Origin of the sequence: Melittangium boletus DSM 14713 (assembly GCF_002305855.1) — a bacterium.
Taxonomy (GTDB): domain Bacteria; phylum Myxococcota; class Myxococcia; order Myxococcales; family Myxococcaceae; genus Cystobacter; species Cystobacter boletus.
Genome location: NZ_CP022163.1, coordinates 5,979,138 through 5,993,739, shown reverse-complemented (window position 1 = coordinate 5,993,739; position 14,602 = coordinate 5,979,138). Strand labels below are relative to the sequence as shown.

Below are 14,602 nucleotides of genomic sequence, written 5' to 3'. Positions count from 1 at the left end.
CTCAATCCCGGAGGCTGCGCGCGTACTCCTCGCGCAGCCGGTCATCCGCGAGCGCCCGGGCCGCCTCGCTCAGCGAGGTGGCGATCTGCTGGGCGCGGTGCTGGAGCACGGGATCCGGATGCCCGGCGAAGCGCAGGGGGTGGAACTCGGCGGTGAGCAGCGCATGGGCCCGCCTGACGTCCTCGCCCCCGGCGGTGCGCGCGAGCCCCAGCACGGAGAAGTAGTCCGCGTCCTGGATCTCCTCGTACTTGGACTCCAGACGGCGCACGTCCAGCTCGCCCGGGGCGTCCTCGTCCCCCTCGAGGGGCACCGCGGGCCGCAGTTGGAGCAGACCCAGCGCATGGCAGAGCCCGAGCGCCCGGAGCGCCGTGTCCTGGGGCAGGCCCGCGCCCAGCACGAGCTGCTCGAGCGTCTGTTCTCCATCCACCTCCGCCAGCAGCCGCAGCTCGCGCGAGGACAGGCCGAAGGACTCGGGCTCCGGCTCGGACCCGCTCCGGAGGACGCCCGCGCGCAACCCTCCGGCCGCCGTCATGAAGGTCTCGGCGGAGACGCGGTCGCGCAGGGCCTCGGCCAGCAGGTGCAGCAGGGGCCGGGTGGACGCGGCGAGCGCCACCTCGTGCGGAGGCGCCTCCTCGATGAGCCGGTAGAGGGACGAGTCCTCCGCGAGCGCGTCCAGGGCCACCTGCTCGGTGTAGCGCTGCACGAGCGGGATGACCTCGTTCTCGCGCAGGTAGCCACGGCCGCGCATGGCCTCGAGGAGCGCGGTGGTGGAGGTGCCGCGCACGAGCCGCAACTCGTTCTCCTGGCGCGCGTCGATGAGCCCATCGGCCCGGGCCCGATCGACGAGCGATTCGTCCGAAGCCGAGGACACGGCCCCCACGAGCGCGCCGTCCTTCAACCACAGGACGCGCAGGGCCCGGGTGCCCTTGAGCTCGAAACGGACCTGGATGCGGGCCTCGCGCAGCCGGGTGACGAGCCGCGCGAGCCCGTCTCCGCTGACACTTCCACCCCGGGGAATGTCCACCGCGGGACCCTCGGGCGGCTGGAAGGAGATGAGCGCCGCCCGGGCCCGGGCCGCCATGTCCGCGGTCTCGGCCTCGGCCCGGGCGATCGCCGCCTCGGTCTCCGAGCGCACCCGGGCCACCGTCTCGCTGGCCTCGCGCAGCACCCGCGCCTCCGCGTCGCGGTGAGAGCGCTCCGCCTCGGCCCGCGACGACTCCAACCGCGAGATCTCCTGGGAAAGCGCCTCCCGTGCCTCGCGCTCCTGGGCCAGCGAGCGCGCCAGACGCTCCGACTCGGCACGGGCCTCGTCCAGGTGCGCGGAACGCTCCGCCACGGTCTCCTCGAGCCGCGCGAGCCGCGCCTCCGCCTCGACCCGGGCGTGCTTCTCCTCGGCGGCCCGGGTCCGCGCGACGGCGCGCTCCTTCTCCAGGCGCTCGACCCGGGCTTCCAGTTCGACCCGCAACCGCTCGGTGTTCACCGCCCGCGTCTCGGCGTCCACGCGCGCCCGCTCCAGTTCCTCGGCCTGCGCCTCCACCGCGCCCAGCGCCTTCACGGAGTTCTCGACCTGACCTTCCAGCTCGACCCGCAGCCGCTCGGCGCTCGCCACCCGCTGCTCCGCCTCATCGGCCCGATCCTGCGCCGTGGCCCGCGCCTGCGCCGCGCGCTCGACCCGCGCCTCCGCTTCGAGACGAAGCCGCTCGGTGTTCATCGCCCGCGTCTCGGCGTCCACCCGCGCCCGCTCCAGCTCCTCCGCCTGGGTCTCGAGCTCCGCGTAGGCCCCGGTCAAACGCTCGACCCGGGCCTCCAGCTCCTGACGCGACCGCTCGGCCTCGGCTTCCCGCTCGGCGTGTTCGCCCGTCATGCGCTCGAGCCGGGCTTCCAATTCCCGGCGCAGCCGCTCGGCCTCGGCTTCCCGGTCGGAGTGCTCGCCCGTCATGCGCTCGGTGCGCGCCTCCAACTCCCGGCGCAGCCGCTCGGCCTGGGCGTCCCGCTCGGCGTGCTCGCGCGTCACACGCTCGACCCGCGCCTCCAGATCCCGACGTGACCGCTCGGACTCGGCTTCGCGCTCGGCGTGCTCGCGCGTCACGCGCTCGATGCGCTCCTCCAGCTCGGCGCGCAGCAGGGCCTCCGCCTCCGCGCGGGCCTGCGCCTCTCCGCGCGCCTTCACCAAGGACTCCGCGCGCGAGAGCGCCTCGACGCGCTCCTGCTCCGCCTTGTTGGCACGCGCCTCCGCGCGCTGCCGGGCCTTCTCCGCCGCCTCGGCGCTCAGCTCCAGCCGGGCCCGGGCGCGCGCCTCCACCTCGGCCTGGGCCTCCGCATCGGAGCGCGCCTTGTCCGCCGCGAGCGCCCGCGCCTCCGCCTCCGCCCGCGCCTTCATCTCCAACTGCACCCGCGCGTCCGCGGTGGAGCGGGCACGCGACTCCACGTCGGCCCGCGCGCGCGCTTCCGCCTCCGCGCGCTGCTCGGCCTGGGCCCGCGCTTCCGCCTCCACCCGCGCGCGCGCTTCCGCCTCCGTCCGGGCCCGAGCCTCCTGCTCCATCCGGCCCAGGAGTTCCTTGCGCGCCTTCATCTCCGCGTGCGCGCGGGCCTCCCACTCCTGACGGGACTTCAACTCCCCGTGCGCCCGGGCCTCCCACTCCTGGCGGGACCTCGCCTCCGCCTCGGCGCGCGCCTCGGCCGCGGCGCGCGCGGCCCGGGCCTCCTCACCTCGCGTCTCCGACTGGACGCGGGCCTGCGCGTCGGACGTGGCGCGCTGCTCCCAGCGTTGCTCCAGCTCCAGGCGCAGCGCGCCCTCCCGCTCCCGCTCCTCGGTCAGCGCCGCCAACCGGGCCCGCAGCGCCTCCGCCTCCCGCTGGGAGCGCTCCCATTCGGAGCGGAGCGACACCGCATGGGCCTCGTGGGACTCCTCCCGCGTCCGCTGTTCGGCCCGGAGCCGTTCCACGTCCGCCTCGAGCTCCGCGCGAGCGCTCTCCGCGGTGCGTTGACGGGCCACGGCCTCGTCCCGCTCGGACAGGATCTGCGCGATCCGCCGCTCGGTGCGCATCAGGCGCACTTCCATGACGGCGATCGCGTCCTCGGCCGGCAGCGAGTCCACGTCCGGCGCGTCCGCCGAGCCGGCCACGCGCCGCAACGGGAACTTGTCCGTCCGCTCGGGCAACTCGCCCGCTGGAAGCGGATCCTCGCCCCTCGGCGCCTGGGAGGGAGTCTCCACCAGGGAGCCCACGGGGGCGGCATCGGGCGAGGTCACCTCGGGCTCGAGGTCGAACCACGTCGCGCCCACGCTCTCCGCGTGCGGTGCTTCCCAGGCCTCGGGCGCCTCGGACTCCGAGGGCAGCGGCGCGTCCTCGGGAACGGGCTCCAACTCCGAGCCCTCCAGGGGACGTGGGGCAAGCCCGTGCTCCGGCTCCAACAACGGCAGGGCCAGCGAGGGCCGCGCCGGGGTCAACTCCACGTCGAAGAAGCCCTCGTCCCCGAGCTGGGGCCCGGCCTTGCGCGCGGCCTCCGCCTGCTCGCGCGCGAGCGCCGAGTCGATTTCCCACTGCGCCAGGCGCTCGGCCTCCGCGCGGGCCTCCACCTCGATGTCGACGGCCTTCACCGGAGGCAGCGCCGGCAGGGGCTTGACCGGCTCCGGCACGGGCACCGGGTTCTCCACGGGGCCCATCTCCACGGGGCTCACCGCGGTGATGGTGGGAATGGCCGTGTGGGACGGAGTCCGCGCCCGCAGGCCGGCGGGCACGCCCGGCGAGGCGGAGGGCTCGGACGGGGGAGGCACGGCGTCGGGCTCGATGAGCCGCTCGGGCGGAATCCGGCCCGAGCCCACCACCGCCTGCTCCGTCTGTCCGAAGAGGGATTCCGCCTCCGCGTCCGGCTCGGACTCGGCGAGTTCCATGGCCGACGGCGCGGACTCCCCTCGCGGGAGGAACACGTCCGGCGGGGGCGGGAAGTCGTCGGCCACCGGGCCCGGCGACGAGGGCTCGGCGTCGAGCGCGAAGGGAGACACCGGAGGCAGACTGTCCTCGAGGGACGACTCGGTGAAGAGCGTCTGCTCCAGCCCGATGTTGCGGACCGGGCTCGGGGTCCGAGGTTGCAGTCCGGGAGGCCCGGCCAGCATGGGGGTGGGCGACGCGGGCACCTCCACCTCGTCCTTCACCACGAACCAGGACTCCGGCCCCGCGGGCGACGCGATGAGGTGGGCCACCTGCGCCACGAAGCCCGCGCCATCCAGGGGCAGCGGCGCCACCGGGGCCGCGCTGCCGGGGACGGCGTCCCCGAGCAGCAACACCCGCGCGAGCCGCATGTCCGGGTGCAGTCCCAGCTCTTCCAGCACGAGGTGGCCGCGCCCGCTCTCCACCCCGGGGGCCAGGACGATGAGCACGGGCAGGTGGTGACCGAAGCCGATGAGCGCATCCGCCACGGAGGTGGCGAGGATGACCTCATAGCCCTCGCGCGTGAGCAGTCGCCGCACGGAGGCGATGGTGGCGATGTCGTCGTGGACGAGGAGAACCGGTTCAGCCATTGGAAACCAGGGCGGAGTCTACAGCATGGCGGCGGGATCCACGTCGATCGTGACGCGCACGGCGGAGGGAACGTCCACCAGTTTCGCTTCCAGGCGGGCGAGCAGCGGAGCGAGCGCCGCGTGGGTGGGGGCCTTGAGCAACAACTGCCAGCGCGTCTTGCCCCGGATGCGCGAGATGGGGGCCAGGGCGGGCCCGAGCAGACGAACCCCCCAGGATGAGGGCGGCATGTGACGACCCAGGTAGTCCCCGAGGAAGCGGGCCACGCTGGCGGTCTGCTCGGGGCTCTCGCCCTCCAGGCGCACGGCGGCCATGCGCGTGTAGGGCGGCCAGGACAGGGCCTTGCGCCGCGCCAGCTCGCCCTCGGCGAACCCGTCGAAATCATGCACGAGCATGCGCCGCACGGGCTCGGCATCCGGGTTGTACGTCTGCACGAGCACCCGCCCCGGATCCTTCCCCCGTCCGGCGCGTCCGGCCACCTGGGTGAGCAGGTGGAAGGTGCGCTCGGAGGCGCGGAAGTCGGGGATGGCGAGCGACGTGTCCGCCATCACCACGCACACGAGCGTCACGCCGGGAAAGTCGTGCCCCTTGGCCACCATCTGCGTGCCCACCAGCACGTCGATCTCCCGGCGGGCGAAGGAGGCGAGCAGCTCCGTGAGCCGCTCGGCGCTCGTGGCCGAGTCCCGGTCCAGGCGCGCCACGCGGGCCTGGGGGACGCGCTCGGCGACCTCGGCCTCCACGCGCTCGGTGCCCACGCCCATCTTGAGCAGGGGCCCGGTGCACTCGCGGCAATGCTCGGGCACGGAGTGCGCCTCGCCGCAGTAGTGGCACACCACCCGGTTCTGCGAGCGGTGGTAGGTCAGGCACACGTCGCAATCGCCGCACTTCACCGAGGCGCCGCACACCTCGCACAAGAGGAACGTGCTGTGCCCGCGCCGGTTGAGGAAGAGGATGACCTGCTGGCCCCGGCCGATCGTCTCCGCCATGGCATCGAGCAGCGGCGGGGACAGGATGGGGGCCTCCTGCATCACGAGCGGATCCTTGGGGCGCTCCTGCCGCAGGTCCACGCACTGGAGCGTGGGCATGGGCCGGTCATCCACGCGGCGCTTGAGCTCCAGCTTCTGGTAGCGGCCCTTGCGCGTGTTCTCCAGCGTCTCCAGCGAGGGCGTGGCCGAGCCGAGCACCACCACGGCCCCGGCCTGCTTGCCGCGCACCACGGCCAGGTCGCGCGCCTGGTAGCGCAGCTTGTCCTCCTGCTTGAAGGACGGATCATGCTCCTCGTCCACGACGATGAGGCCCAGGTCGGCCACCGGGGCGAACACCGCCGAGCGCACGCCCACGGCGATGCGCACCGTGCCCTTGCGCAGGGCCTGCCAGTGGAAGAGCCGTTCGCGATCCTTGAGCGCCGAGTGCAGCACGGCGACGTCCCCGCCGAAGCGGCTGCGAAAGCGCCCCACGAGCTGCGGCGTCAGGGCGATCTCCGGCACCAGCACCAGGCTGCCCCGGCCCCGCTCGAGCGCGCGCTCCACGGCCCGGAGGTACACCTCCGTCTTGCCGCTGCCCGTCACGCCGTGCAGGAGGAAGGGCTGGAAGCCGCCCGCGTCCACCGCCGTGTGCAACACCTCCACGGCCGCCCCCTGCTCCGGGGTGAGCCGCTCGGGACGGTTCTGCCCCAGCCCCTCGCGCACCCCGGGGGCGAGCACCACTTCCTCCAGACGCACGAGGCCCCGGGCCGCCAGCTTCTTGAGCGTCTCGCGCGCCCCGGGGATGGCATGCGCCACCTCCTCCAGCGGCGCCCGGCCTCCCACCGCGAGCAGGTACGCCAGCGCCGCCGACTGCGCGGGGGCACGGCGCAGGGCCTCGGGCGCCTCGGTGACGAGCGCCACGGCGAACTCCTGCACGTCCGGCTTCGCCTCCTTCTCGTCCTGGGCGGTGGACAGGCCCGGCGGCAGGGCGCTCCGGATGACCTCGCCGAGCGGGTAGCGGTAGTGCTCGGCGGCGAAGCGCAGCAGCGCGATGAGATCCGCCGGGAGCGACGGCGAGTCCTCCAGGACCTTGAGGATGGGCTTGAGCTTGACGCTGGAGCCGTCCGCGGGAGGCACGGCCGGCCCGAGGAAGAAGCCGAGCGTCATGCTGCGGCCAAAGGGCACGAGGATGCGCTGGCCGGGCGTGAGCCGGCCCGACAGGGCCTCGGGGACGACATAGGTGAACTCGCCCCGGACGGGACGGCCGACGGCGACGGAGGCGAGGGAGGAGGGATTCACGGCGGCGAGAGGCCACTCTAGCGGTGGCTCCCGACACGGGTAGTTTCCGGCCAGGCGAGGGCACCGGGAGCGCGGGTGAACTCACCCCGGGTACGGAACGACCAGGCCCGCCTCCCAGCGCCCCCGTTACGCCCTCAGAGGCGTTACGTTCCGAGGGCACTCCCAATAGGTGTATTCGCACGTGGCGGCCGCCGGATCGCACGGCACCTGCATCACGGTGATGAGCTCACACGGGTGCATGGGCCCATCGACCGCGGGGCGCGCGGGCACCTCGACCGGCACCAGGGGTTCTCCTCCCCGCCCCTCGGAGGGACGGCCGGCCCGGAGTGACATGTTTCCTCGCGACCGCGTCTCGTTCGTCTGCCGCGTCGACTCCACCGAGGGCAGACACACCCCCGGCATGACCGACGCGGTCCCCAACACCGCCCCCAACACACACAGCTTCGTTCGCATGAAACCTCCTCGCCGCGGACACCGTCCTCCACGCTCATGGCGCTTCGGTTCCAGGTCAGCGACAAGGACGAAACTACCCCGCGAGTCTGACATGCCCCGCCCACTCCTCCCGGGAGGAAACCGCTCCGTCCCGAAGGAGTTACGCCCCTTCCACCCAACGATTTCCACGGGTTGCGGAATGTCCGGCGGAGGACGAGCCGCCCCCAGTCACACTCCTGGAGTCACGTCACTCCCGTGCTCCCCCAGTCATGGGGCCCGTATGAATTCACCTGGGTCTCCGCCCTATGACGTCAGCACGAGCTTGACGAGCTCCGGTGGGCTGCCCACACGCATGGGCGGGCCCCAGAAGCCGCAACCCCGGCTCACGTAGATGTGGGAGTCCTCGTGCCGGTAGAGCCCGGCGGAGTACTCCCACTCCAGTCCGATGAAGAAGGTCATGGGCACGAGCTGCCCGCCGTGGGTGTGACCGGAGATCTGCAGGTCCACGCCCCGCTTCGCCGCGGTCCGGAAGTTGGCTGGCTGGTGCGCGAGCAGCACCGCGGCGCGCTCGGGATCCCGCCCCTCCAGGGCCTTGTCCAGGTCATAGCCTCGCGTGTGGAAGCGCCGGCCGCCGCTCCAGTCATCCACGCCCACCAGGTCCAACGCGCCGCCCGCGTCCCCGATGCGCACGTGGCGGTTGCGCAGCGACTGGATGCCCAGCGTCTCCAGGTACGCGCACCACGCGTCCGCCCCCGAGTAATAGTCGTGGTTGCCGGTGACGAAGTAGCTGCCAAAGCGCGACCGGAGGTTGCCGAGCGCCGAGACGAAGCCCCCGAGCGCGGGCACGTCCCCGTCCACGAGATCTCCCGTGATGGCGACCAGGTCCGGCTTGAGTGCGTTCGCCCGGCGCACCAGCTCGTCCATGAAGCGGCGCTGGATGTACACCCCCACGTGGATGTCCGTGAGCTGCACGATGCTCAGGCCCTCCAGGGCCTTGGGCAGCTTGGGAATGCGGATCACCCGCTCGGTCACCTCGGGCGCCGAGAAGGCGCGCCAGCTCCCGTACGCGGCCGTCGTGCCCCCCGTGAAGGCGGCGCCCCCCGCCACCGTGCGCGCGAGAAAGCGCCGCCGCTCCTCGTCCACGGGCGGAGGCTCGGACGCGCGCAACTTCCGGCTCGCCTTCCACAGGGCCCGGCCCAGGTCCCACACGAGCAGCGCGAGCACCAGGAAGAGCGCCACGCCCATCCAGGCGTAGGACACCACCGACACCGGCTCCGCGAAGGACTCGGGCAGGACATCGCGCAGGCTCCGCCGGAACATCAGCGGCACGCTCATGAGGACGAACACCGCCATCGCCAGACGCCGGAGCGCCACGCTCCGCACCGTGTCGCGCACCAGGCGCCGGTACAGGTACACGTGGCCCAGCACCGTGCTGGTCAGGATGAGGACGGAGAAGAAGGAGAACCGGAACGGCACGCGCACCCCGCCTGTCGGAGCCAGAAGGCTCGGAGATACCACGCCCGAGCGGGCGGCATTCCCCAGCCCCGGCGCTCAGGCCCTCGCCACCAGCCGCGCCTCGTGCCGTCCCGCCTCGGTCCAGTCCTCGGTGTACGACAGGATCTCCACGCCCTGGAGCAGCCGGGGCAGCTCCCCGTCCTCCAGGAGGAAGCGCGCCGAGGGGTGCGCATGCCGTCGCAGGTTGCTCCGGGTGGGCTGGGCGAAGACGAGCAGTCCCCCGGGCGCGAGCGCCCCGGGAAACGCGGCGAACAGGGGCCGCCAGAGGTAGTTCAAGCAGAGCACGACGTCGAAGGGCCCCGGGGGCAGCGGCGCTTCCTCCAGGTCCAGGCGCAGCGTGCGGAGTGGCAGTCCCGCCTCATGAGCGGACGCGGTGGCCCGCTCCAGCGCGGCATCCGAGACATCCACCAGGGTGACATCCAGGCCGCGCCGCGCGAGCCAGAGCGCGTCCTGCCCCGCCCCACCCGCCACATCGAGGGCACGGCCCCCGCGCGGCAGCCGCTCGTCCAGCGAGCGCAGGAATCCGGACGGCTCCTGGAGGCCGCTGTCCGTCCGCTCGCGATACCGCAGGTTCCACCGCTGCCGGTCCGCCTCGGACATGGCGCGCCTAGAACAACGAGTCGGCGGGCTTGGAGCGCGTGTCACCCGAGAGCGCCGTGAAGCGCAACAGGCGCTCGCCCCCGCGCCAGACCTCGATGGAGCGCGGCAGCATCTCGCCCGTGGCCGACGAGGCGTAGTCCTGGAGGCGCAAGTCCCACTCGGGGCCCTTGCCCTCCTTGTGGCGCAGACGCGCGGGCCGGAAGCCATCCTTATAGACCCAGAACTGCGGCGAGCCCTCTCCTGGAGTCCCCAGCACGTACACCACCTCGCCCCCGAAGCGGGCCAACGACGTGGTCCTCGGATCGATGCCTAGCGAGGTCAGGTGCGCCTCCAGCTCGTCCCGGCTGCGCGCCGTCAGCAGCGAGCACAGCTCGCGCACCGCCTCGGAGAGCGCGGGAATCTCCGTGCCCTCCACGCGCTTGCGTCCCCCGGAGAACACCGAGGCCACCAGGTTGCCCTCGGTCGGCTTCGCCTCGAAGCGGCAGCGGCCCGGCGGGCGGATGTACACCGAGCCATCCACCTCCAGATCCGGCTTGTCCGTGGGCAGGCCCAGCGCCGTGCCCGCCTCGCGGGCTCCCGGCCCATAGAAGTGCAGCGAGCCATCCGCCTTGAGCGAGGAGAAGGACACACCCTCTCGCGCGGCCACCATGCGGCGCATGATGGAGCCCCCGGGCAGGACGTAGGCCCCGGCGCTCATGGCCACCAGCACGCCGAGGAGGAGGGCCGGCCGCCTCCAGGCGAGGGCACACGGGCGGCGGCGAAGGGGCTCGATCGTCGGAGGGGGGGTGGACATATGGGGCGGGGAATCTAGTGATGGCCCACCCCTCCATCAAGGCAGTTAGGATGCCCCCCATGTCGCATCGCGCAACGCTCCTGCTGGCCCTTGTCGTCTCCTCTTCCGCCCTGGCCCAGGAAACGGGTGCGTCCACCGTCCCCGCGGCCGAGGAGCTGCGCGATCTGACGAGCGCGCGCGCCTATGGCATGGGCGCCTGGCGCGCCCTGGGCGCGGACGCCGCCACGGGAACGGGCAACCCCGCCACCATCGCCGCCTTCCGCAGCTACCGCCTCGAGATGACGGGCGGCTGGGATTGGGTGGGCAAGGACGCCTCCGCCATGGTGGCCATCGCGGACTCCGCCACCAGCCCGCTGGGCGCCGGCGTCTCCTACCAGCTCATCACGCTCGGCAAGGGCGCGGCGCGAACCACCGCCCACCTCAATACGCTGGCCCTCGCGTTGCCGCTCGGCGAGAGCCTGATGATCGGCGCCTCCGGGCGCTACCTGTTGATGCGCGGCGGCCGGCAGGCCAATGCCGTCACCATGGACGCCGGCCTGCTCCTGCGCCCAAGCCCCCGCCTCTCCCTGGGCGTGTCCGCCCACAACCTCGTCGACACGGGCCACGCCGAGCTCACCCGCTACTACTCGGCCCACGCCGGGGTGTTCGTCGGTCTGCTGACGATCGCGGGGGACGTGCGCGCGGACTTCACGACGAATGCCCAGAGGACGCTCACCTACAGCGGAGGCCTGGAATACGTGCTCGGGGAGAACATCCCCATCCGCGCGGGCTACACCTGGGATGGTTTCACCCGCACGTCCCAGGCGGGCGTGGGCATTGGCGTGGTCACGGCCGGAGGAGGAATCGACCTGGGCTACCGCCATGACTTCGGCGGAGAGGGAGGCAAGCTGCTCTCCCTCACCTTCAAGATGCAGGTGCGCTAGGCGCCCAGGGCGCGCAGGGGCAGGTAGCGCTCGGAGGCGGAGAAGCGCACGAGCTCCACGCACTCCTGCTCACTGGACTTGAGGGCCCGCAGCGCCGCCACGGCCGGCCCCGGTCCTCCACAGGCGACGAGCCCCGCGCGGTTGGCGGAGTGACGCGCCGCCTCCGCGAGCGCCACGGCATCGAAGCCCCGCTGCGCCGACTCCAGCAGCCCCAATGCCCGCTCGCGCGCCTTGGGATGCAGCGCATCGATCACCACGCGCGCCTCGGGGCCGAACTCGGAGCCTCCGCGCAACACCGAGGACAACAGGGCCACCGCGCGCAGGAGTTGATCCTTGCGCAGGCACCTCAACGCGAGCAGATCCGGCCCCACGCAGAACAGGGCGCGTCCGGCGAAGAAGCGCAGCTCGGACTCGGGGAGCGCCTGGCGCACCGCGAGCTTGCCCACCAGGACGCGCGAGCCCCCCGGGTAGACGAGCGAGAAGGGCGGACCGTCGTCCTCCGAGAGGCAGACCTCGGGCAACGGCATGTCGAAGAGGCGGGCGACGGACTGCAGGGCGTCCAGGGCCGCGCGGGCTCCCGGGCCCGAGTCCGGCCGGAGCGGTTCGGCGGAGCCCGCGGCCCGGCCATAGGTGGGAAAGAGGCGGCAGAGGGCGAGCCCCACGATGGCGAGCATCTCGCCCGCGGGGTTGCGCAAGCCGGGGTGGCGCAGTCCCGCGCGCTCCTCGGCGGTGAGGGCGCGGCGGGGAGGCCGGTTCGCCCCCTCCCTCGCTCCCGCGAGCGCCAAGGCCACGTCCGCCATCAACGAGCCCCGCGCCTGATCTCCCCGGCTCAAGAAGAAGGCCGACAAGTCCCGATAGGCCTCTGGATCCAGGGGCCGCTCGCGAACGCGCTCGACGACACCGGGCCGGGCCTCGGCCGGAGCCCGGGCGGTGCTCGCGGGAGGAGCCACGGAGGCGGGAGGAGCCACGGAGGCGGGAGGAGCCGCGGGGGCGGGAGGCTCGGGCGGAGGCGCGGCGGGACTCGGCTCGGCACCCGGCCGGAACCGGCGCCGCGCGGTGTCCATCTTCCCCGGGGGCGCCTCCCAGGAGAGCACCCGGGTGCTCTCCACGGACGGCGGCTCCGCATGGGGCTCGAGCGCGGGGGCGGGAGGCTTCGCGGTGGGCGGCTTCGCGGCGGGCGGCGGCTTCACGGCCACGCTCTCGCCCACCAGGGGGGCCGGGGCCGCCGGCTTCGGGCTGGGGGGCGACGGCTCGACCGCGGGCATCTCGAGCACCGTGGGAAGGGACTCGGACGCGGCGGACGGAGGCGCGGTGGGCGGCATCGCCGAGGGCGCGATCAGCGACGAGGGCGGCGGAATGAGGACGACGGTGCGCGAACCACTCGGCTCGCGCTTGGGGGTGGCGCTGCGCGGCGGCTCGGGAGGACGGCTCTGTTCGGCCAGGGCCTCGCGCAGGTTGTCCGCCCGGGTGGCGTACACCTGGGCCTTGGCCGCGTCCCCGAGCACTTCGCGGCAGAAGCGCGCGAGCCGTTCCCAGGTGCCCAACCGCTCCTGATCATCCTCGGTGGCGGTGGCGGCGTGCTCCAGGGCCCACGCGGCCTCGCCCTTCTGTCCGAGCTCGATGAGGCGCTCCACGAGCAGCAGCCAAGCTTCCTTGTGGCCGGGCTCGAAGCGCACGGCCTGCCGCAACTCCCCGAGCGAGGCATCGCGATCACCCGAGGCCTCCAGCAAGGCCACCAGCTCCAACCGGGCCTTGCGCGCGGCGGGTCCCCGAGGCTCCCGCGCGAGGCCCGCGCGCAGCAGGCGGCCCAACCCGGCCGAGTCCCCGAGCCGCCGCGCCAGCGTCAGCAGTTGCTCCTGGGCGTGGGCGTCCTCGGGGTTCTCCGCGAGCACTTCATTCCAGGCCCAATGGGCGAGCCGCGCATCGCCGGGCTCACCCGAGGCGAGTTCCCCGAGCAGGCGCAGTCCCTCGGCGCGGGAGAGGGCGCGGCGGGGCATGGCGACGAGTTCGGCGCGCAGGCGCTCGGTGGCCACGCCCCGCTCGGACGCGGCGACACACCGGGCCCAGCCCATCAGGGCCGGCAAGGAATGGGGCTCGAGGGCCACCGTGGCCTCGAAATCGGCGAGGGCGAGGGCCCGCTCGCCCGTGGCCAGCAGCCGCTCTCCGCGGGCCAGGAAGGCGGCGGCGCGGGCACCTGGAGTCGTCGCGCGCTGCACCGCCTCATCGAGGACGCGCCGCACCGCCCAGTCGTCCCCCTGGTTGCGCTGGGACAGGAGCCGGACCTGCTCGGCGAGCGCGGCCTTGTCCCCGGTGAGCGCCACGATCTGGCCATAGACGCGGGCCGCTTCCGCCTCGTCGTTGAGCTCGTTCTCCAGGAGCTCGGCGAGCCGCGTGAGCACCTCGGCACGGACCGTCAGGTCTTCCGTCCGCTCCGCCCACGCCAGGTAGAAACCCGCCAGTTCGCGCCACGCCTGGCGCGCGATGAGCTGGGCCTCCCCCCGTGCATCGTCCGGATTCTCGCGCCGGGGCGTGCGCGACACCGACGGCCCCGTCTCATCGTCGCCGCCCCAGGGCACGGGCGGCCCGGAGCGCGCGGACGGAGGGGGAGCGGACTCGTCCCCGGGGAAGTCCGTCACCTCGATGCTCTCGCGCCGGTGGCTGAAGGCCGCCCCGGCGGAATCGTCCCGAGGAGCGGAAGGAGGCGCCCCGGAAGTCCCAAAGGGCAGCCCGGAAACCTCCGAGGTGATCTCCTCCTGGGACCAGGGCGAGGGCATGTCGAGGACGGTGCCGTGCCGATCCACGGTGGGAGGCACGGAGGGCTCGAATGGCTCGGGCAGTGGGGCGACGAGTTCGGCCGTGTACGACTCCTCGGACGGAGAGAAGCGCTTGGGCGGAGGAGCCAGGGACTCCACCGTGTGCTCCTCCTCGGTGGGCGCGCGGGGAGAGAACCGCGCGTCCAGGGGCGTGGCGGAGCCCGCGGTGCTTTCCTCCTCCCAGGGCCGGGGCGGCGCGGAGGGCGACTCCGAACGCGTGGGCAACGGCACGAGCCCCGACGGCCGATGAGGACGGGGACGAGGGGCGGCGCTCCCGGAGAGCAGTTCCATCAGCCGGAGGGCGTGGCGATCTCCCGGGGACTCCTCGATGAGGGCCTGGAGCATCTCGAGGGCGCGCGGTTTCTGATCCACCCGGCGCAGGACGCGCACGAGCTGGAGGCGCACGGCGCGGCGGGTGTTGCCCCGGGTGTGGCCCAGCGAGGACGTCAGGAGCGCGATGGCGGCGGCCTCGGTCCCCGCGCGCAGGGAGAAGGCGACGAGCACCGACGCCAGGCGGACCGTCATGGGCACCGAGCGGCTGGCGCGCACCAGCTCGCCAAAGGCCCGGGCCGCGTGCCCCTCGCGCAGCAGCCGGGCGGCTTGCCTGCGGTGCCCCTCCACGAAGTCGGGCGCCTCGATCGTGCGCAGCCGGGGCGGGCCAGCGGACACGCGCTGCCGGGTCTCGGCCTTCTCCGGTGAATTGGGATCCTTGCCGTCTCTCACGCCACCCATGGGGGGCCCAGTC

Annotated in this window: 8 protein-coding genes; 1 reads left to right on the top strand and 7 read right to left on the bottom strand. The window is 73.5% G+C overall.

Annotation, left to right across the window (positions count from 1 at the left end):
* Position 1: 1 nt before the first annotated feature.
* The 6 genes from MEBOL_RS25115 to MEBOL_RS25090 form a co-directional block, all read right to left on the bottom strand.
* Positions 2 to 4,519: a response regulator receiver protein gene (locus MEBOL_RS25115; RefSeq protein ID WP_095979829.1), complete on the bottom strand. Its 4,518-nt coding sequence runs from the start codon at positions 4,517 to 4,519 to the stop codon at positions 2 to 4.
* A gap of 18 nt (positions 4,520 to 4,537) precedes the next feature.
* Positions 4,538 to 6,781 (bottom strand): replication restart helicase PriA, encoded by a 2,244-nt coding sequence (gene priA, locus MEBOL_RS25110; protein WP_095979828.1) that lies wholly within the window; start codon positions 6,779 to 6,781, stop codon positions 4,538 to 4,540.
* 126 nt (positions 6,782 to 6,907) lie between these two features.
* The gene (locus tag MEBOL_RS25105; protein ID WP_095979827.1) at positions 6,908 to 7,234 is read right to left on the bottom strand and encodes a hypothetical protein; all 327 of its coding nucleotides are present in this window, start codon (positions 7,232 to 7,234) and stop codon (positions 6,908 to 6,910) included.
* A 282-nt stretch (positions 7,235 to 7,516) separates the two neighbouring features.
* Positions 7,517 to 8,689 (bottom strand): metallophosphoesterase, encoded by a 1,173-nt coding sequence (locus MEBOL_RS25100; protein ID WP_095982993.1) that lies wholly within the window; start codon positions 8,687 to 8,689, stop codon positions 7,517 to 7,519.
* 75 nt (positions 8,690 to 8,764) lie between these two features.
* Positions 8,765 to 9,328, bottom strand: coding sequence for a class I SAM-dependent methyltransferase (locus MEBOL_RS25095; protein WP_095979826.1), 564 nt, complete (start codon positions 9,326 to 9,328; stop codon positions 8,765 to 8,767).
* A gap of 7 nt (positions 9,329 to 9,335) precedes the next feature.
* Positions 9,336 to 10,121, bottom strand: coding sequence for a hypothetical protein (locus MEBOL_RS25090; RefSeq protein WP_245918825.1), 786 nt, complete (start codon positions 10,119 to 10,121; stop codon positions 9,336 to 9,338).
* 59 nt (positions 10,122 to 10,180) lie between these two features.
* Between MEBOL_RS25090 and MEBOL_RS25085 the strand changes: the two genes are divergently transcribed.
* Positions 10,181 to 11,044 carry a PorP/SprF family type IX secretion system membrane protein gene (locus tag MEBOL_RS25085; protein WP_095979825.1) on the top strand — a complete coding sequence of 288 codons (864 nt, stop codon included), beginning with the start codon at positions 10,181 to 10,183 and terminating at the stop codon, positions 11,042 to 11,044.
* Here MEBOL_RS25085 and MEBOL_RS25080 read toward each other — a convergent pair.
* A complete protein-coding gene (locus MEBOL_RS25080) occupies positions 11,041 to 14,589 on the bottom strand; it encodes a hypothetical protein (RefSeq protein WP_095979824.1) in 3,549 nt (1,182 codons plus the stop codon). The genes MEBOL_RS25085 and MEBOL_RS25080 overlap by 4 nt on opposite strands.
* Positions 14,590 to 14,602 lie beyond the last annotated feature (13 nt).